Raw genomic sequence first — 18,199 nt, 5'->3', positions numbered from 1 at the left:
AATAATTATTATACCTAGTATTAGGAGAATTTATATGATAGAGAACTTGGATTTATATCGAGTTTTTCAGATCGTCAGTCAAAATAAGAGCTTTTCCCAAGCGGCAAAAGAATTATTTATGACTCAATCTGCAGTGAGCCAAGCAATTTCCCGGCTGGAGAAGGGGCTCGAAGTCCAGCTGTTTTATCGGACTCCAAAAGGTGTTATGTTAACGACAGAGGGGAAAGTGTTGCAGGAGCATGTCAGCTCAGCCCTCGGGATTCTAGATGTTGCGGAAGATAAGATTCAAGCGTATAAGGGAATCCGGCGCGGTGAGTTGCGAATTGCGGTTGGAGATACAATTTCCCGTTATTTTTTATTACCTTATTTGGAAGAGTTTCATGCGCGATTTCCTGGTATTAAGCTGAAGGTATTAAATGGTACGACTCCGGAAATATTAGGTTTTTTGAAAGCTGGGGAAGCGGACGTCGGTGTATGTAATTTACCGATTGATGATGAGCAGTTTGAAGTTACGCCATGTATGGAAATCCATGATATTTTCGTTTGCGGAGATAAATATAAACGGATTTCGAAACATCGGATCAGCTATGATCATTTAATGGAACTACCGCTCATCTCTTTTGAAAAAAATACGGTCTCCCGTGATTATGTGGATGCGTTTTTTAAAGAAAGAGGATATGAACTGTCTCCGGTATTCGAACTTGGTTCATATGATCTTATTATGGATTTTGCGAAAGGGAACTTAGGCATATCTTGTGTTGTTCGCGAGTTTTCTCGTGAGTATTTAAACCGCGGTATTGTCCATGAAGTATTGCTGGAAGAGGAAATTCCGAGCCGGTATATCGGTATTGTCCATTTAAAAACAGTCCCACTCTCCCGCGCCGCAGCCAAGTTTGTCGAAAGCATTAAACCGAGGATTTAGAAATGGGACATAGAGCCTCTTTGTCCCATTAATATATTATTTTGCGACTTTTTTTCCTTCATTTCCCTTTTGTGTCGACTCTGTACCAAAGGTAATAAAGAATATACTAAATCCTAAATTTAATAGAAGCGTACAAACAATAGCTGATATAGGTAATTCTGATTGCGGTATCAAATATTTATTAACTAGCGTTAAAATTGAAACTGTCAACAAGATATGAATAGCAGATATAACTAAACGACCGAATAAATTGAATTTCTTATAAAGATAGAATAAGGAAAATAATGTTATAAAACAAAAGAACGATATAATCGTGTACCAGATTAAGTTCTCATCCTTAAGCTCACTACTTGTATTAATAAAGGAGTGAAAGATCTTGAATATAAACAAGTAAACCCCCATGTAAAACACGAAAATAATAATACTTGTAGCCATTCCTTCCATCATTAATTTTAATAAGTTGATTTTTCCTTTGGATTTGATAACTTCACTTACGATGTGGAGCAAACTTACAGCAATAAGTAAAAAAATGACCGTATAAACCAATGTAAGCGGTATTTCCCCTTTTACAATTTGTAAAATAATATGAAAGACTTCTATTAATTCACCTAACAAGAGATCACCTACTTCAGATAATTTTGTTGAATGATTGAAGTACAAACGTCTACAGTATACCTTAAATCTTTTATTTGCTGTATATTACGTAATAAACCTAGTATGATTATTAAATCACCACCCTGCGATTTTTCGAGCTCTTTACGTATTAACTTTACCGAGGTACTTACTTCTACGAACTCCTCTCTTGATAATTGAATATTTTTGATAATTAATTCTAAATCCTCCACTTTTCTTTTAAGGACAGAGCACACATCGATTTCATTTTCGTTTTCATTTTCTCTTTCTTCCGAGAAATCATAAGCCTCCAATAAGGGAACGATTTGATTCGAAGTAAAACCTTTATAAATACATGTAATAATCTGGCTAATATACTCAACAAGATCGTCCAATTCTAAATCTTTACGGTCATAAATGGCTACCGTACTGTACTCCTCAACTATACTATTTAAAATAATTACCATATCTAGTGAACAATAGTTTAATTCTTTTCCGCCTAGATATTGCAAGATTTCCACAAGTCTTTTGTAAATTTGATTTCTTTTCTCGATAACATAATTCGCCACTTCTGGGTCATTAATATTTTGTTCATTCATTTGCATAATTAAAAACTCTTCATGTTCAAATGGAACACTTAAATAGTTTCTTAATATCTTTTTAAAAATATGTAGTCTTTGTTCAAACTCACTATGTTCTATTAACTCTAGCTGTAAGCGTTCATATAAGCTATCTAGATAAAACTGATAAACGGAAATAAGGATATGTTTTTTTGACGTAAAATACGAGTATAACGTACTCCTAGATATTTCAGCACAATTAGCGATTTCCTGAACACTGGAAGCGTAATAGCCTTTTTGGGCAAATAATGTTAAAGCTGCTGTTAAAATTCTCTTCCTCAAAACCAATCACCCCTGTCATAATTTTGGAATTAACTTAAAAAACGTAATACGTACTAGTCAGCCCGGTATGTTTTTGCGAAACTTTGATTCGACTTCTGGTAGAAAATAGATTTGAGCCTATGACTTTCAGGAAAGAAAGAAGAATTTCGCAAAATCAAGTAACTATTTCAATAATACATTAATTAAGTTTATATAAGAACAAAAAAGCAAAAACTATAAAATATTATGTTAATCGTAACATTTACGAAATACATGTAACATTTTTGATATATTATATCATTAATGGAAAACCTGTCTTTGTTATTCTTTCATATGCTAACGAACCTTTACAGCAATCCCTCTAATTCACTATTTGCTCGATGACATTGAGGTTAAATGTCCAACTTATGTATAGACAGGCAATATTGGGAGCTAAACTGTGATTGTAAATTTTTCACTTATAAAGTCGGAGGTGGAAAGAGTATGATATTGAAGAAACTCTTTAAGAAAGCGCAAGAGGAAATGATTTATGTACTGCGACCTTCATATCGACAATCATGTCCCGTTTGGAGATGCACTCTTGGAGCATGATAACGTTGCGGTTCCGTTTGCTCCAAGCTCGACGATTATAAGAGCCGCGATTATAAATAGTGTTATCGCACTAGCTATCGCCTCACTGGCAGAGAAAGGGATTACTCCGCCTGTTTTCCTTAGTGGGAATGTGGATGGAGCTGATGAGCATAATGAGCAATTAATGAAAAAGCATAAAGAGCTGTTTTCTTAGGTATAATGACGGATTTGCATACGTATAGATGTATAGACAACCATACTGTATTTTGATAAAATAAATATGAATAAATCTTTTTTTACGTGCCAATCAGTTTGAAGATGGAAGGGAGGGCAGTAGCAAAAGTTAAATTTTCCTTTTAAATGACAGCGCTATCATATTTCGTTTTTTATTAATCTAACATGAAAGATGAAAGGAAAATGACCAAGAACAAGCTTTATCATCATTAAATTCTAGAAGAGGATGATTATTATGATGAAGTATTTACAAAACCTTGGTAAATCGCTCATGCTCCCTGTAGCTGTACTGCCGGCTGCCGCGATCCTGATGGGGATCGGTTACGGGATTGACCCGGAAGGATGGGGTGAGGCGAATAAGGTAGCAGCTTTCCTCATTAGTGCCGGTAGTGCTATTTTAGATTTCCTCCCTGTTTTATTTGCAGTTGGTGTCGCAGTCGGTATGGCGAAGGAAAGGGATGGATCTGCAGCGCTTAGTGGTTTGGTAGGCTTTTTGATTGTTACTACAGTGCTTTCTGTTGATAATGTGGCTCTCCTTCAGGGGATTGAAGCGGAAAGTGTGAATGCGGCTTTTGCCAATATTGAGAACGTCTTTGTCGGTATTATTTCAGGTCTTATTGCTGCCGCGATGTATAATCGATTTAGTAAGACGAAACTTCCTGATGCGCTCGCTTTCTTTAGTGGAAAACGGCTTGTTCCGATAATGACAGCTGGTACGATGCTTCTTTTGTCTTTACTCTTTTTGTTAATCTGGCCAATTGCTTATTCTGGATTAGTAGCATTCGGTACGGCAATTAGTAACTTAGGTTCTGTTGGTGCTGGGCTTTATGGCTTCTTTAATCGGCTATTAATTCCAACTGGACTGCATCATGCCCTAAACTCTGTATTCTGGTTTGACGTGGCTGGGATTAACGATATTGCTAATTTCTGGTCCGGTCAAGGGGAAAAAGGGATAACTGGAATGTATCAGGCCGGATTTTTCCCAATTATGATGTTTGGTTTGCCAGCAGCAACATTAGCAATGTATCATACGGCTAAAACGAGAAGAAGAAAACAAGTTGCTTCTCTACTGATGGCCGCGGCTTTTGCAGCTTTCCTGACAGGTGTAACCGAACCAATTGAATTTTCCTTCATGTTCTTAGCTCCATTCTTGTATGTTGTGCATGCAGCCTTAACAGGATTATCCTTATTTATTGCATCGGCCTTTGGCTGGACTGCAGGTTTTAGTTTCAGTGCCGGAGCAATCGACTTTTTCTTGAGTTCGCGGTTGCCACTTGCGAATCAGCCATGGATGCTTATTGTGCAGGGTCTTGTGTTTGCGGTAATTTATTATTTCTTGTTCCGTTTCTTAATCGTTAAGTTCGATATGAAAACGCCGGGCCGGGAAGATGATGATGAAGTTGTGGAAGCGGCGACTGAATCAGCCTCTGGTGCAGGTGATCGCTTTGCAGTGATGGCTCGTGAAATTTACGCAGGTCTTGGTGGGGATGAAAATGTTCTCTCCGTTGATAATTGTGCGACGCGGCTCAGGCTGGAAGTTAAAGACGCACAACAGGTAGATCAGCCAAGAATTAAAGCAACTGGTGTGCCGGGCGTCCAAATTGTTGGGAAAAACAATGTTCAGGTTATCGTTGGTACCCAGGTGCAAGCAGTGGCAGATGAGGTAAGGAGCATCCGAAATAAAAAATAGCGGAAAAAAGATGGAACGGGGATACCTTAGGATTCCCGTTTCATCTGTAAATGGAAGATATATTTATCTGCACGGTAAGCGGACTTCACGTATTCAACAGGGGTTTCTAAGTCTTCTTGTAAATAACTTGTCCGTTTCATGAGTAATATCGGATTCCCCTCTTTGATGCGTAAATGGTTGATTTCATTATCTGTGGCAAGTACAGCCTCGATGCTCTGGGTGCCGTACCCTATTTGCAATTGAAGCTTGTTTTCCAAATAGTGATAGAATGAGGTTGTGACATCTTGTTTCGTCATTTCCCCGACAAGTTTTTTGGGAGTATACACTGTCTCAAGGGCAACGGGTTCATCGTTTGCAAGGCGGATTCGTTTGATTTCGTAAATGGTATCCGCTGCATTTAATTTTAAAATAGAGGCAAGCTCGGTGTTTCCTGAAATAGTTTTAAAACTGATCAGTTTATTCGATGGGATGAGTCCGCGGCTTGTCATATCTTCACTGAAGCTAGTTAAACCGGAAAGATCTTGTTCGAACTTATTCTCCGCGACAAAGGTGCCTTTTCCTTTTTGACGGTATAAAAGTCCTTCGCTTGCAAGATTGTTGATCGCTTGTCTTACAGTCATCCGACTAATATTATATTTCTCTGTGAACTCTCGCTCAGATGGCAATAGATCACCAGGTTTTAGCTCGTTCGTTTCAATTAATTGCCTGATTCGTACTTCTAATTGATAATAAATTGGGATTGGTGAATCTTTATCAATCATACTAAAAACCCCCCCTACTTATCTTCACTAATTGTATCAAAAAGACGACAACATGTATAATTGTAAGGATGTATAGACCACTAGTATAGGAAGAACGGGACATTGGGGTCAGAGCACTTGTCCCGCTAGGCGGGACAAGTGCTCTGACCCCAATGTCCCGCAGCAGGAAGGAGAGCTACAAATGATTGTTGTTAAGAATGCACAAGTGTATACGGAAAGTGAGATCATCCCTGAGGCGAGGGTAGTTATCCGGGATGGCTTGATTGAGCAGATTGTTGCAAAGGATGGGTTGGCTGAGGATATTCCGCCGCAAGCACAAGTTATTGATGCTAAGCATGAATATGTTATTCCAGGTTTCATCGATACTCATATTCACGGAGCAGCAGGGGCAGATGTGATGGACGCGATGCCTGATGCACTTCAGACAATGGCTGAATTTTTGCCTAAGGAGGGTACAACTGCTTTCCTTGCGACAACAATTACACAAGCAACTGAAAAAATCGAGCAAGCACTTCGAAATATCGCAAATTTTAAAAGCAAACCAGGAAAATCGGAAGTAATCGGTGTGCATCTGGAAGGTCCTTTTGTAGAAAAAACGAAAGCTGGTGCTCAGCCGGTAGAATATATTCAGAAACCAAACATGGGACTTTTCAATAGATGGCAAGAGCTTGCGGGGAATAAGATTAAAATGATAACTCTTGCGCCTGAACATGATCCAGAGGGAAATTTCATTCGATATTTAAATGAAACAGGTGTTACGGTTTCAGCAGGACATACGGATGCAGGTTTTTCAGAGCTTAAAAGAGCTGTCCGACAAGGGGTACGACAATTGACGCATTTATGTAATGCGATGAACGGAATTCATCATCGGGACATTGGAGCGGTCGGTGCAGCTTTATTACTGGAAGAATTACATGCGGAACTGATTGCGGATGGTATCCATGTTTCGGATGAAATGCTTCAATTGGTATACCATAATATGGGGAGCGGACGACTCACATTGATTACGGATGCGATGCGTGCGAAGGGGCTCCCTCCAGGCGATTATGAACTAGGTGGTCAGCCGGTAAAAGTGACTGAGGACCGTGCAGTGCTTGCGGATGGTACGCTAGCTGGGAGTATTCTTTCGATGCAAGAGGCAGTCAAGAAAATGTTTAAGCTTCTTGATGGGATTGGAATACGGGATATTATTCAAATGGCTTCCGTCAACCCTGCAAAACAAGCCGGTGTGTATGACCGTAAAGGAAGTATTACTGTGGGGAAAGATGCGGACTTATTGATTGTGGATGCTGAATTAAATATAAAATATACGATTTGCCGTGGGATTATTGCCCATATTGGGTAAAAGTTTTGTACTGGGACATTTACACTGACCCCGTGTCCCAACCCTATGTCCCACGCTGGGACACTTGCTCTGACCCCATGTGCCGTTCTACAATGGGGTTAGTTATTATTTTTGAATAGGAGGTAGTGGTTGTGAAGAAGATAATTAATGATCCGAATTTGGTTGTTAGGGATATGTTGGATGGGTTTGTTGCTGCTTACCCAAGGGAAGTTAGATTATTGCCCGGGACAACAGTTATTGCAAGGGTTGATGCCCCGGCTGCAAATAAGGTTGGCTTAGTTAGTGGTGGCGGGAGCGGTCACGAGCCGGCCCATGCTGGTTACGTCGGTGAGGGGATGCTTGACGCTGCAGTTGCTGGAGAAGTGTTTACTTCACCTACCCCAGATCAGGTGCTGGAAGGGATCAAAGCAGTTGACGCTGGTGAGGGTGTGTTACTCGTTATCAAAAATTATACGGGTGACGTGATGAACTTTGACATGGCAGCTGAACTAGCTGAAGCGGAAGGAATTCGTGTAGAGCAGGTTATTGTAAATGACGATGTTGCGGTAGAGGATAGTTCATTTACGACCGGTCGCAGAGGGATTGCCGGGACCGTTTTTGTCCATAAGTTAGCTGGTGCAAAGGCTGAAGCGGGCGGAACACTTGCTGAGGTGAAAGCAGTCGCTGAAAAAACGGTCAAAAATGTACGTTCCATCGGGATGGCGATTACCCCGTGTACCGTACCAGCCGCTAGGACACCGAGCTTTACACTGGAAGAAAATGAGATAGAAATTGGTATTGGTATTCACGGGGAACCAGGTATTGAACGGAAAGCGATTGTGAGTTCTGATGATATTGCTGCAGAACTTACGGAAAAGGTACTGGATGATCTTAAGCTTGAAACAGGTTCGGAAGTTGCGGTTATGGTGAATGGCTTAGGAGGTACGCCAGAAATGGAACTATACATCGTTAATAAAAAAGTGAATGAAATTTTAACGAGTAAGGGCATCCGTATTTATGATACATTCGTTGGAGAGTACATGACATCTTTAGAAATGGCGGGTGTTTCCGTAACTTTATTAAAGCTTGATGACGAACTAAAGGAACTGTTGGATGCTAAATCAAAGGCACCGGCATTCCGGTGCTGAAATGGGGGCGAAAAGATGGAATTGAATGTAGCAAATACAGTGAAGTGGATGACGTTAGCAAATGAAAAAATCCAGGAAAATAAAACGTATTTAACTGAATTGGATCAGGCAATTGGGGATGGTGACCATGGAATTAATATGGCACGTGGTTTTCAGGAAGTAGAGGCGAAAATTACTGCCACTGATTATGATAATGTTTCTGATCTACTGAAAGATGTCTCCATGACTTTGCTATCGAAAGTTGGTGGTGCGGCTGGTCCGCTATATGGTACAGCTTTTTTAAAGCTATCGATGGCAGTAAAAGGTAGTGAGACGCTAGATTTTCCGAAGTTCAAGAGCGGATTGGCAGAGGCACTTGCAGGAATAAAGCAGCGAGGTAAAGCAGAAAAGGGCGAGAAAACACTAGTCGACGTCTGGGAGCCGCTTGTCGATTACTTGAATGGACAAAATAGCTTCAATGCAGCAGGCTTTGAATCAGTAGCGAAAGAAGCAATGGAAGCGACGAAAGACCTTGAGGCGAAGAAAGGTAGAGCGGCCTACTTGCGGGAACGCTCGATTGGTCATTTGGATCCTGGCTCGGTTTCATCGTTCTATATTTTCTCAAGCCTTGCTGAAGTGTTGAAGGAAGGTGACTAATAAAAATTGGCAAATGTAAGTATTGTGCTCGTATCTCACAGTTCGAAAGTAACGGAAGGGATTCGAGATATCATCACGCAAATGGTACCAGCTGTTTCGATTGGAGTAGCAGGCGGAACGGAAGAAGGAGAAATTGGTACGAACATTGATAAAATAAAGCAGGCGATAGAAGAGGTTCAGGGAGAAAAGGGAGTTCTCCTATTTTACGACATCGGCAGTGCTAAGATGAATGCCGAGTTAGCAGTGGAAATGAACGAATATAAAAATGTCCATGTCGTAGAAGCCCCAATTCTTGAAGGTGCTTTCGTGGCAGCTGTAGAAGCGGGCATGGGTAAGTCACTAGAAGAAGTGCAAGCGGCTGCTGAAAAAAATTATCGGGATTAGGAAGCTTATTTAGGGGATAAGAAAAAACAAATAAAAATCGATCCAGAGGGGTTTTCATGTTGTTTAAAGACAAAGTTATACCAGCAATTCGAAAGATCAAAGATTTTGAAAAAGTCCTAGAGAGCGGCCACGAGACTATTATTTTATTAGAAAGTCGTGTCTCCCAATTGCAAAATTTAGTTAAATATGCTCATCAATATGGAAAAAAGATATATGTGCATGCGGATCTGATTAGTGGATTAAAAGCAGATAAATATGGGATAGAATTTTTAACGAATAATGTAAAAGTAGATGGAATCATTTCGACAAGAGGAGAAGTAATTTCCCTTGTCAAAAAGCAACGTATTGTTGCTATTCAACGTTTATTTGCTTTAGATAGTCATGCACTTGATCACAATTTGCAAATATGTAAGCGGGTGAATCCTGATTATATTGAAATATTACCGGCAATTCTACCCGGAATCATTAAAGAAGTACAAGAAGAAACGGGCATACCCATTATTGCCGGGGGATTAATCAGAACAGAGCAGGATGTTAAGGAAACTATTAAAAATGGTGCCGTAGCTGTAACAACCTCGAGTAACCTACTTTGGGAGCTTTAGCAGTTAGAAACTAAGACCACATCTTTGCTTGTTGCCTTCAAGCTGAAAGACGCAAATAAAAACCTGAAATATTTTTGTTGACAACGCTTTCACGATGATGTAGAATGCTAGTTACAAGTTAAGCGAAGTGCTGGAGATGAGAGAATCACACTGCACCCCATATTTCTTTGAACGGGAAATATTATGGGGTGAGGTGTGATTTTTTTTAAAGGCTTGTCATAACTTGTTGTAAGGGGTTTAATATTTAAAGGGGGTTAAGGGATGTCAGCGTTTCTAGCAGAGGTCATTGGTACGATGGTTCTCATTATTTTTGGCGGCGGTGTGGTAGCAAGCAATATTTTGAACAAGTCAAAAGGTGTTGGCGGTGGCTGGGTGCTAATAACACTCGGATGGGGACTTGCGGTAACTTTAGGGGTGTACGCCGCAGGAAACATATCTGGAGCTCATCTGAATCCAGCTGTTACTTTGGGGTTTGCTGCTGTTGGAGAGTTCCCTTGGGAAAATGTATTAACGTATATTTCTGCACAAATGGTTGGTGCTATTATTGGAGCTATAATCGTTTTCTTTGCTTATTTACCTCATTGGAGGGAGACAAGGGAGACAGACTTGAAGTTGGCCGTATTTGCAACAGGGCCAGCAATCCGGAGTCCATTATCAAACCTTGTTACTGAAATGATTGGTACGTTCGCTCTGCTTCTAGGTCTACTCTTTATTGGTGCCAATCAATTTACGGAAGGGTTAAACCCGCTTGTTGTGGGTGCGTTAATTGTTGCGATCGGTATGTCTTTAGGAGGACCTACAGGTTACGCGATTAACCCGGCACGTGATTTAGGACCAAGGATTGCACATGCCCTGCTTCCAATACCCGGTAAAGGAAGCTCTGATTGGGGATACGCGTGGGTTCCGGTGATTGGTCCTATTATCGGCGGGGTTTATGGGGCCTTGTTTTATCAAGCTTTCTTTACAGGTGCTTATACCACGATGTTTTGGATAGCGAGTGTGGTGGTAGCTATCATATTTGTGGCCGCTGCAAGCATCGAATTAAAAAAAGCACCGAATAGACCGATAGCTAATAAAAAAGTATCTTAAGCAAAATGGGAGGGGAAAACAGATGAAAAAATTTATTTTATCTATTGATCAAGGAACAACCAGCTCACGGGCTATATTATTTAACGAAAAGGGAGAAGTTGTGGAAGTATCACAACGGGAATTTGAGCAATTTTTCCCGCATCCCGGTTGGGTTGAGCATGATGCCAATGAAATTTGGACATCTGTTTTAGCTTGTATTGCGGATGTGTTAAGAAAGGCTGATATCGGTCCGGAACAAGTGGAAGGCATCGGAATTTCCAACCAAAGGGAAACGACTGTTGTGTGGGATAGAGAAACCGGAAAGCCGATTTATAAAGCGATCGTCTGGCAATCAAGGCAAACGGAAGAAATTGTTCAAACCTTGCGTGAAAAGGGCTATAACGACTTGTTTAAAGAAAAGACTGGCTTGCTGCTCGATCCGTATTTCTCAGGTACAAAGGTAAAATGGATTTTAGATAATGTGGACGGAGCCAGGGAAAAAGCGGAAAACGGTGAACTGCAATTCGGTACGATTGACAGCTGGCTTGTGTATAAATTATCTGGTCATAAAGTCCATGTCACAGACTATTCCAATGCTTCCAGGACCCTGATGTACAATATTTACGATTTAAAATGGGATGACGAGCTACTGGAAATATTAACAATACCAAAGAGCATGCTTCCAGAAGTTAAACAATCCTCTGAAGTATATGCCCATACTATAAGTTACCATTTCTTCGGTGAAGAAGTTCCGATTGCCGGGATTGCAGGTGACCAACAAGCAGCTCTATTTGGTCAAGCGTGTTTTGACAAAGGAATGGTTAAAAATACGTATGGTACAGGCGGATTCTTATTGATGAACACGGGAGAAAAAGGTGTTCAATCGGAAAATGGTTTACTAACGACAATTGCTTGGGGAGTAGACGGAAAGGTTGAATATGCTCTTGAAGGTAGCGTCTTTGTGTCAGGATCTGCTATTCAATGGCTTCGTGATGGATTGGGATTATTGGAAAGCGCCCCAGAAAGTGAGAATTTGGCTAAGAATGTAGTATCTACGGACGGTGTGTATGTTGTTCCTGCATTCGTTGGCTTAGGTACACCATATTGGGATAGTGAAGCGCGGGGAGCGGTGTTCGGGTTGACACGCGGTACGACAAAAGAACACCTTGTTAGAGCTACACTGGAATCGATTGCCTATCAGTCAAAAGACGTTGTAGATATAATGGCTGCTGACTCTGGTATTGGAGTGAAATCATTACGTGTCGACGGTGGAGCGGTTAAAAATAACTTCCTTATGCAGTTCCAGAGTGATCTATTGAATGTTCAAGTAGACAGGCCTATGATTAACGAGACAACCGCTTTAGGAGCAGCGTATTTGGCTGGTTTAGCAATTGGTTACTGGAAGGACAAAGAAGAAATAGCAAAACAATGGCAAATTGAACGCAGCTTTACGCCTGATTTTGCAGACGAAAAACGCCAGGAGCTTTATAATGGTTGGAAGAAAGCTGTGGAAGCAACGAGAGTATTCAAGATTTAAGCTTGCTTCAGGAAAATTTACGATTATTATCACCATCCTGAATAAATTCCTGTTACGGAGGCAAAGTACTTTACCAGGAAACAGAATAGGTGCTATACTTTAAAATAAGTTAATACATTGGACGGAGATTCTCGAGAGACCACATAGCCTCTATACGTATAGAGTGTTTTGTGGTCTCTTTTTATTTATGCGAAAAACGGGGAATCATTATGAATGGGGCAATCATTTGATTACGAAATAGCTTCTTAACATAAATCCGTCTCAGGTTGTAGATTGCCAATATATAGTAATAATTAATAAAGGAGCGGATTCACATGTTTTCAAGTTTATATCGCGAAGAAATAAAAACGAACATGCTGGAAAATCTTGATCTACTTGTAATAGGCGGCGGGATCACAGGAGCTGGGATTGCTCTAGATGCGGCAACGAGAGGTATGAAGGTCGCCGTATTAGAAATGCAGGATTTTTCAGCAGGTACTTCCAGTCGCTCAACGAAGCTAATCCATGGTGGACTGCGATATTTGAAGCAGTTTGAAATTGGCGTGGTTACTGAAACCGGTAGGGAGCGGGCAATTGTTTATGAAAATGGTCCCCATGTGACCACGCCGGAGTGGATGATGCTGCCGTTTTATAAAGGAGGTACGTTTGGACCGTTCACAACGAATATTGGCTTGCGAGTCTATGATACTCTTGCCGGAGTGGAAAAAGATGAAAGAAGAAAGATGTTTAAACCGGAAGAGGCGTTAAGACGTGAACCATTGTTAAATGCAACAGGTCTAAAAGGAGCTGGTTATTATGTGGAGTATAAGACAGATGACGCTCGTTTAACAATTGAGGTGATGAAAAAGGCTGTAGAAAAGGGTGCGCATGCTTTAAATTATATGAAAATCACTAACTTAATTTATGAAAATAATAAAGTAATTGGTGTTGAAGCCGAGGATCAAATAGATGGAACAACCCAAAAATATTATGCAAAAAAGGTTGTAAATGCTGCTGGTCCATGGGTAGATACGTTACGTGAATTAGACAACTCGAAAAAAGGAAAACACTTGAGATTGACGAAAGGGATTCACCTCGTATTTGACGGTGAACGATTCCCGTTAAAACAGGCAATTTATTTTGATACTCCAGATGGAAGAATGGTATTCGCTATTCCGCGAGAGGGTAAAACATATGTAGGTACGACAGATACCGTATACGAAGGCGATATTGCTAATCCGAAAATGACCATCGCAGACCGTGATTATGTGTTAAAGGCAATTGATTATATGTTCCCTCAAGTCGGTATTAAACCAGAAGATGTGGAGTCGAGTTGGGCCGGCTTACGTCCGCTTATCCATGAAGAGGGGAAGGACCCATCAGAGGTTTCCCGAAAAGATGAAATTTTTGTCTCTGATTCAGGCTTTATTTCTATAGCTGGCGGTAAGCTAACCGGCTACCGTAAAATGGCAGAAAGCATAGTAGATTTAGTCGGAAAACAATTAGCTGAAGAAGAAGGCCGGACATTTCCTAGTACACAAACGAAAGAATTACGTATCTCTGGAGGCTCTGTAGGAGGGTCAGCAGGTTTCCCTGATTTTATAAAAGAAAAGGTAGAGCTCGGATTAAAGATTGGCTTAAAAGAAGAGGTAACGAAAAAGCTTGTGCAAAGGTACGGCTCCAATATAGAAATTTTATACGATATTTATCAGCGTGAATCCCAAGCACAAGATGAAACGATAGATCCGGTAGTACTCACGATGCTGCGTTATGCCATTGATTATGAATCAACCTATAAACCAACAGACTTTTTTATAAGACGTACAGGGGCATTATTTTTCAATATTTCATGGGTGCACGAACATAAAAATGAAGTGGTTCAATATATGGCAAAAGCTCTCGACTGGACTAACGAACAGAAACTAGAATATGAAAAAGAATTGGAACAAGCCCTACATGACGCAACCCACCCACTAGAGCAAGATCATGATAATTGAATTGGGACAGGGGGTCAGAGCATCTGTCCCACAAAAGGCGGGACATTGGGGGCGGAGGCATTGTCCCGCAAAAGTTGGGACATTGGGGTCAGAGGCATTGTCCCGAAAAAAATTGGGACAACGGCTCTGACCCCGTGTCCCGATTTGTTAAGCTAATTGCAGTTGATGTTTTTTGATAAAGTTTTCGAGGATGTTGTCTAAGTTTGGTCCTTCCACTTCGTCTAAGTCATAGAAGACTCGGGTGGTCGGTTTGTTGATGTTGATAACGCGAGTCAAATCGATTGGCGTTCCGATAATAACTGCATCACAATCTGTATTATTAATTGTTTCTTCTAAATCCTTCAGCTGTTTTTCACCATATCCCATCGCGGGAAGTACATTTTCCAGATGTGGATAAGCTGCAAATGTTTCTTTTAATGTTCCTACTAAATATGGGGTAGGATCAATTACTTCGGTTGCCCCGTTACGCTCTACTGCAACTGTACCCGCGCCAATCTTCATTTCCCCATGGGTAAGTGTCGGTCCGTCTTCCACAACTAAAACGCGTTTTCCTTTAATGAGCTCCGGTTTATCCACAGAAATAGTAGATTCCGCTTTGATAATCTCACTAACAGGACTTGCTGCTTTGATATTGTTTTCCACAATGTCAATTGCTTCTTGCGGTGCACTGTCTACTTTGTTGATAATCGCGACATCCGTAGTTCTTAAACAAACCTCACCAGGATAATATTTTAGCTCGTGACCTGGACGATGCGGGTCAAGAACAGTAATCGCTAGATCTGGCTCGTAGAAGGAAAAGTCATTATTTCCACCGTCCCAAAGAATCACATCACAGCCATCGGGGTCATTTTCTGCAGCCTCTAAAATATCTGCATAATCCACTCCAGCATAGACAATATTTCCTCTTGTTACGTGTGGCTCGTATTCTTCCATTTCCTCAATGGTACAGTCATGCTTTTTTAAGTCATCAACAGTTGCGAAACGCTGTACTCGCTGTGCGGTTAGGTCACCGTAAGGCATCGGGTGACGAACAGCAACAACTTTCAAGCCTTTCTTTAGCAGGGATTCGATGATTTTACGAGAAGTTTGACTTTTCCCTGTCCCCGTACGTACTGCCGTCACGGAAATGACCGGCTTCTTACTTTTCAGCATTGTGCTGTTCGGGCCAAGCAATTTAAAGTCGGCGCCAGCAGCGTTCACAACCGCGCTGATTCCCATGACATCTTCATAGCTTAAATCACTGAAGGCAAAAACGCATTCATCGACTTCAAGTTCCTTAATTAATTTCGGTAATTCATCTTGGGAATAAATCGGAATTCCCTCCGGATATAGCTTACCCGCAAGCTCCCACGGATATTTTCGTCCATCAATATCAGGAATTTGTGCTGCAGTAAATGCAACTACTTTATATGAATCATTATTACGATAATACGTATTGAAATTATGAAAGTCTCTTCCAGCAGCACCAATTATAATTACATTTTTAGTTTCCATAGCATTCGCTCCTATATGTCTAAAGAATTGATTATAATTATACTCGTCAATGTATATTTATGCAATAGGTTAAATAAAAAAAGTGGATTAATCAGAAAAAAGTTTGATTAATCCGCTATTTAAGCTATAAAGGAATCTATCATTCTTCTCTGATAGTCTTGAAATACGCTGCAGCTTCGACCATTTTCGCACCATACCAGAACATTTCCCCATCTACAATTCTTACTTTCGTATGAGGAAGCATCTCTTGGAATACGTCAAGATGTTTTTCTCGGAAAGGAAAAGGCTCCGTCGCTAGAAAAAGTTCATCGAGTTCCGCTTGCTTGAAATCTTCTTCTGTCACCATTGGATAGCGTCCTTCTACTTCTGTAAAAGGGTTAATAAACCCCATTTCTTCAAGCAGTGAATTGATATACGTATCTTTCCCTACAACCATATACGGCCTCTGCCAAATAACATAGGCTACTCGCTTATTCCCACCATGGGGAAGAGTTTGAAATGCAGTTTTGATTTGGTGCACGAGTTTACTTCCGGCCTCTTCTTTTTCTGTTAGACGGCCGATATCTTCAATCATCGGGAAGACATCTTTGAAATGCTGTACTTCAAAGACGAAAACGGGATAGTGTTTTTCTAACGTCTCCACGATTTCCTTCGTATTTTCTTCTTTTTCGGCAATAATAAGATCTGGTTTCAATTCATGAATACGATCCAGTTTTATATCTTTCGTGCCGCCAATATTAATGACATTCTGTACTTTAACTTCCGGAAACTTGCAAAATCTCGTCCGCCCTACGATTTCCTTATCCAATCCTAAATGATACATCGTCTCCGTTATCGCAGGAACAAGGGAAATAATCCGCTCTGGTCTACCGTCAATCGGAACTAGCCGACCAAGATGATCACGAACACCCACAAATAAAACCTCCTTCACGGATGGGACAGGGGGTCAGAGCAAAGTGTCCCACTGGGACATTTGCTCTGACCCCACTGTCCCACGCTTTCCATAACATTATACTAGATTTACGGCGATTTATGGAGGAATTGTACGAAAAGTGCGGTTATAAAGTTTATAAAGTAAATATTGTATGAATTAATCATACTGTATGACGTTTAAATCGGTTTTAGTTATTTATTTAGTTTCGATATAATGAAGTAGTCGATTCATTCTGAAAAATTTGGAGGTGTTTCGTTTTGTTAGAATTTAAAAATGTAACAAAACGCTACAGTAATTATGGAAAGCCTGCTGTAAATAATTTGAATTTAAAAGTAGATAAAGGAGAATTTGTCTGTTTTATTGGACCAAGTGGTTGCGGGAAAACGACAACGATGAAGATGATCAACCGGCTCATCGATATTACAGACGGAAGTATTTTACTAAATGACAAAGACATCACGAAACAGAACCCCGTTGAGCTCCGTCGTTCCATTGGCTATGTCATTCAGCAAGTCGGTCTCATGCCACATATGACGATTAAAGAAAATATCGTCCTTGTTGGAACGCTTCTCAAGTGGTCGAAGGAGAAGAAAGATGCCCGGGCTCGCGAACTGATTAAGTTAGTTGATCTGCCGGAAGATTATCTTGATAAATATCCTCATGAGCTAAGTGGCGGACAACAACAGCGAATCGGTGTCCTACGCGCATTAGCAGCGAACCCACCCTTAATATTGATGGATGAGCCATTTGGTGCACTCGACCCGATTACGAGGGATTCCTTACAGGATGAATTTAAAAAACTGCAACGTGAATTAGATAAAACAATCGTATTTGTCACCCATGATATGGATGAAGCAATAAAGCTCGCTGATCGCATCGTAATTATGCGTGACGGGGAAATTGTCCAGGCAGATACGCCTGAAGAAATTTTAAGAAATCCAGCAAATGATTTTGTAGAGGAATTCCTTGGAAAAGAACGTCTCATTCAAGGTCGCCCGGATGTTGTGACAGTTGGACAAATAACAGGAGGCTCGCCGATAACAATTGAACCTCAAGCTACATTGAAAAACGCACTTGCTACAATGAGGGATAAAAAAGTAGACTCTTTGCTCGTTGTAGATTCTAACCATGTTTTACAAGGGTTTATTGATATTGAAATGGTGAATTTGAATTATAGAAAAGCGACAACAGTGGAGAAAGTAATGGAAACGGAACTTTTCACTGTAACGGAAGATAGCTTACTTCGTGATACGGTTCACAAAATTTTACGCCGTGGAATGAAATATGTTCCAGTCGTTGATAACGATAATCGTTTAACAGGGATCGTCACAAGAGCAGCCCTTGCCAATCTACTTTACGATACGATTTGGGGCAATGGAATGGAATTGGAAGATTCTGAACCTGAAATTCAAGCATAATAGGAGGT

The 18,199-nt window shown here is 40.7% G+C and carries 16 protein-coding genes and 1 pseudogene; 12 read left to right on the top strand and 5 right to left on the bottom strand.

Features of this window, described 5'->3' with window-relative positions; all coding sequences use genetic code 11:
* Nucleotides 1–34 precede the first annotated feature (34 nt).
* On the top strand, nucleotides 35–922 hold the full coding sequence (locus IEX94_RS02635; protein ID WP_156856167.1) for a LysR family transcriptional regulator: 888 nt from the start codon (nucleotides 35–37) through the stop codon (nucleotides 920–922).
* Between the two features lie 36 nt (nucleotides 923–958).
* On the opposite strand, the gene IEX94_RS02630 is transcribed toward IEX94_RS02635, so the two are convergent.
* Entirely contained in the window at nucleotides 959–1,537 is a 579-nt protein-coding gene (locus IEX94_RS02630) for a hypothetical protein (RefSeq protein ID WP_188855901.1), read from the bottom strand.
* An 8-nt stretch (nucleotides 1,538–1,545) separates the two neighbouring features.
* The gene (locus IEX94_RS02625) at nucleotides 1,546–2,436 is read right to left on the bottom strand and encodes a TetR/AcrR family transcriptional regulator (RefSeq protein ID WP_188855900.1); all 891 of its coding nucleotides are present in this window, start codon (nucleotides 2,434–2,436) and stop codon (nucleotides 1,546–1,548) included.
* A gap of 517 nt (nucleotides 2,437–2,953) precedes the next feature.
* Here IEX94_RS02625 and IEX94_RS02620 point away from each other — a divergent pair.
* Together IEX94_RS02620 and nagE are read left to right on the top strand one after the other, a co-directional pair.
* A pseudogene (locus tag IEX94_RS02620) lies at nucleotides 2,954–3,199 on the top strand (hypothetical protein); the annotation flags it as partial.
* Between the two features lie 255 nt (nucleotides 3,200–3,454).
* Nucleotides 3,455–4,909 (top strand): N-acetylglucosamine-specific PTS transporter subunit IIBC, encoded by a 1,455-nt coding sequence (gene nagE, locus IEX94_RS02615; RefSeq protein ID WP_188855898.1) that lies wholly within the window; start codon nucleotides 3,455–3,457, stop codon nucleotides 4,907–4,909.
* 26 nt (nucleotides 4,910–4,935) lie between these two features.
* Here the strand turns inward: nagE and IEX94_RS02610 are convergent, their stop codons facing one another.
* Nucleotides 4,936–5,670 (bottom strand): GntR family transcriptional regulator, encoded by a 735-nt coding sequence (locus IEX94_RS02610; protein ID WP_188855897.1) that lies wholly within the window; start codon nucleotides 5,668–5,670, stop codon nucleotides 4,936–4,938.
* Nucleotides 5,671–5,851: 181 nt separating this feature from the next.
* Here IEX94_RS02610 and nagA point away from each other — a divergent pair, with 181 nt between their 5' ends.
* The 8 genes from nagA to IEX94_RS02570 all read left to right on the top strand — a co-directional run bounded on the left by nagA (nucleotide 5,852) and on the right by IEX94_RS02570 (nucleotide 14,345).
* Entirely contained in the window at nucleotides 5,852–7,015 is a 1,164-nt protein-coding gene (gene nagA / locus IEX94_RS02605; protein WP_188855896.1) for an N-acetylglucosamine-6-phosphate deacetylase, read from the top strand.
* A gap of 131 nt (nucleotides 7,016–7,146) precedes the next feature.
* The gene (gene dhaK / locus IEX94_RS02600) at nucleotides 7,147–8,142 is read left to right on the top strand and encodes a dihydroxyacetone kinase subunit DhaK (protein WP_188855895.1); all 996 of its coding nucleotides are present in this window, start codon (nucleotides 7,147–7,149) and stop codon (nucleotides 8,140–8,142) included.
* A gap of 15 nt (nucleotides 8,143–8,157) precedes the next feature.
* Complete coding sequence (gene dhaL / locus IEX94_RS02595; protein ID WP_188855894.1) at nucleotides 8,158–8,778, top strand: dihydroxyacetone kinase subunit DhaL; 621 nt, start codon at nucleotides 8,158–8,160, stop codon at nucleotides 8,776–8,778.
* 6 nt (nucleotides 8,779–8,784) lie between these two features.
* Nucleotides 8,785–9,162, top strand: a complete 378-nt coding sequence (dhaM, locus tag IEX94_RS02590; RefSeq protein ID WP_188855893.1) for a dihydroxyacetone kinase phosphoryl donor subunit DhaM — start codon at nucleotides 8,785–8,787, stop codon at nucleotides 9,160–9,162.
* 56 nt (nucleotides 9,163–9,218) lie between these two features.
* A complete protein-coding gene (locus IEX94_RS02585; RefSeq protein WP_156856177.1) occupies nucleotides 9,219–9,764 on the top strand; it encodes a glycerol-3-phosphate responsive antiterminator in 546 nt (181 codons plus the stop codon).
* A 261-nt stretch (nucleotides 9,765–10,025) separates the two neighbouring features.
* Nucleotides 10,026–10,853, top strand: a complete 828-nt coding sequence (locus tag IEX94_RS02580) for an MIP/aquaporin family protein (protein ID WP_188855892.1) — start codon at nucleotides 10,026–10,028, stop codon at nucleotides 10,851–10,853.
* Between the two features lie 22 nt (nucleotides 10,854–10,875).
* Entirely contained in the window at nucleotides 10,876–12,369 is a 1,494-nt protein-coding gene (glpK, locus tag IEX94_RS02575; RefSeq protein WP_156856179.1) for a glycerol kinase GlpK, read from the top strand.
* A gap of 314 nt (nucleotides 12,370–12,683) precedes the next feature.
* Nucleotides 12,684–14,345 carry a glycerol-3-phosphate dehydrogenase/oxidase gene (locus IEX94_RS02570; RefSeq protein ID WP_188855891.1) on the top strand — a complete coding sequence of 554 codons (1,662 nt, stop codon included), beginning with the start codon at nucleotides 12,684–12,686 and terminating at the stop codon, nucleotides 14,343–14,345.
* A gap of 147 nt (nucleotides 14,346–14,492) precedes the next feature.
* Here the strand turns inward: IEX94_RS02570 and IEX94_RS02565 are convergent, their stop codons facing one another.
* Nucleotides 14,493–15,839, bottom strand: coding sequence for a cyclic 2,3-diphosphoglycerate synthase (locus IEX94_RS02565; RefSeq protein ID WP_156856181.1), 1,347 nt, complete (start codon nucleotides 15,837–15,839; stop codon nucleotides 14,493–14,495).
* Between the two features lie 139 nt (nucleotides 15,840–15,978).
* Nucleotides 15,979–16,752 carry an ABC transporter substrate-binding protein gene (locus tag IEX94_RS02560; protein ID WP_229782532.1) on the bottom strand — a complete coding sequence of 258 codons (774 nt, stop codon included), beginning with the start codon at nucleotides 16,750–16,752 and terminating at the stop codon, nucleotides 15,979–15,981.
* Nucleotides 16,753–17,030: 278 nt separating this feature from the next.
* Between IEX94_RS02560 and IEX94_RS02555 the strand changes: the two genes are divergently transcribed.
* The gene (locus IEX94_RS02555; protein ID WP_156856183.1) at nucleotides 17,031–18,191 is read left to right on the top strand and encodes a betaine/proline/choline family ABC transporter ATP-binding protein; all 1,161 of its coding nucleotides are present in this window, start codon (nucleotides 17,031–17,033) and stop codon (nucleotides 18,189–18,191) included.
* The last annotated feature ends 8 nt before the right edge of the window (nucleotides 18,192–18,199 follow it).

The organism is Oceanobacillus indicireducens (assembly GCF_014647195.1).
Lineage (GTDB): Bacteria > Bacillota > Bacilli > Bacillales > Amphibacillaceae > Oceanobacillus > Oceanobacillus indicireducens.
This window is presented reverse-complemented; position numbering and strand designations above follow the sequence as displayed.